Genomic DNA, 276 nt, shown 5'->3' on the forward strand with positions numbered 1-276 from the left:
GCGGTTGTACTAGCGGTTTCCGAGGGCGGTCTTCAAGAGCTTTGCGCGTATTATACGTCGGATCAAGATATTGAAAAAGCAGAGCTCCGGTACCAGCTTTCCCTAACACTGCCGTCTCATATGATTCCTGCTTTCTTTGTGCAGGTTGACGCGATTCCGCTGACGGCAAACGGAAAAACCGACAGAAACGCTCTGCCGAAGCCTAACGCGGCACAATCCGGAGGCAAGGCCTTGGCCGCACCGGAGACAGCGCTTGAAGAAAGTTTATGCCGCATT

1 protein-coding gene is annotated in these 276 nt (G+C 53.3%); it reads left to right on the forward strand.

Going from position 1 to position 276, the window contains the following annotated elements; all coding sequences use genetic code 11:
* Nucleotides 1-276 (forward strand): hypothetical protein (locus SB660_RS20290; RefSeq protein WP_410584112.1); only part of this gene is annotated, 276 nt, incomplete at both ends.

The organism is Bacillus sp. SIMBA_005 (genome assembly GCF_046535585.1).
Taxonomy (GTDB): domain Bacteria; phylum Bacillota; class Bacilli; order Bacillales; family Bacillaceae; genus Bacillus; species Bacillus pumilus.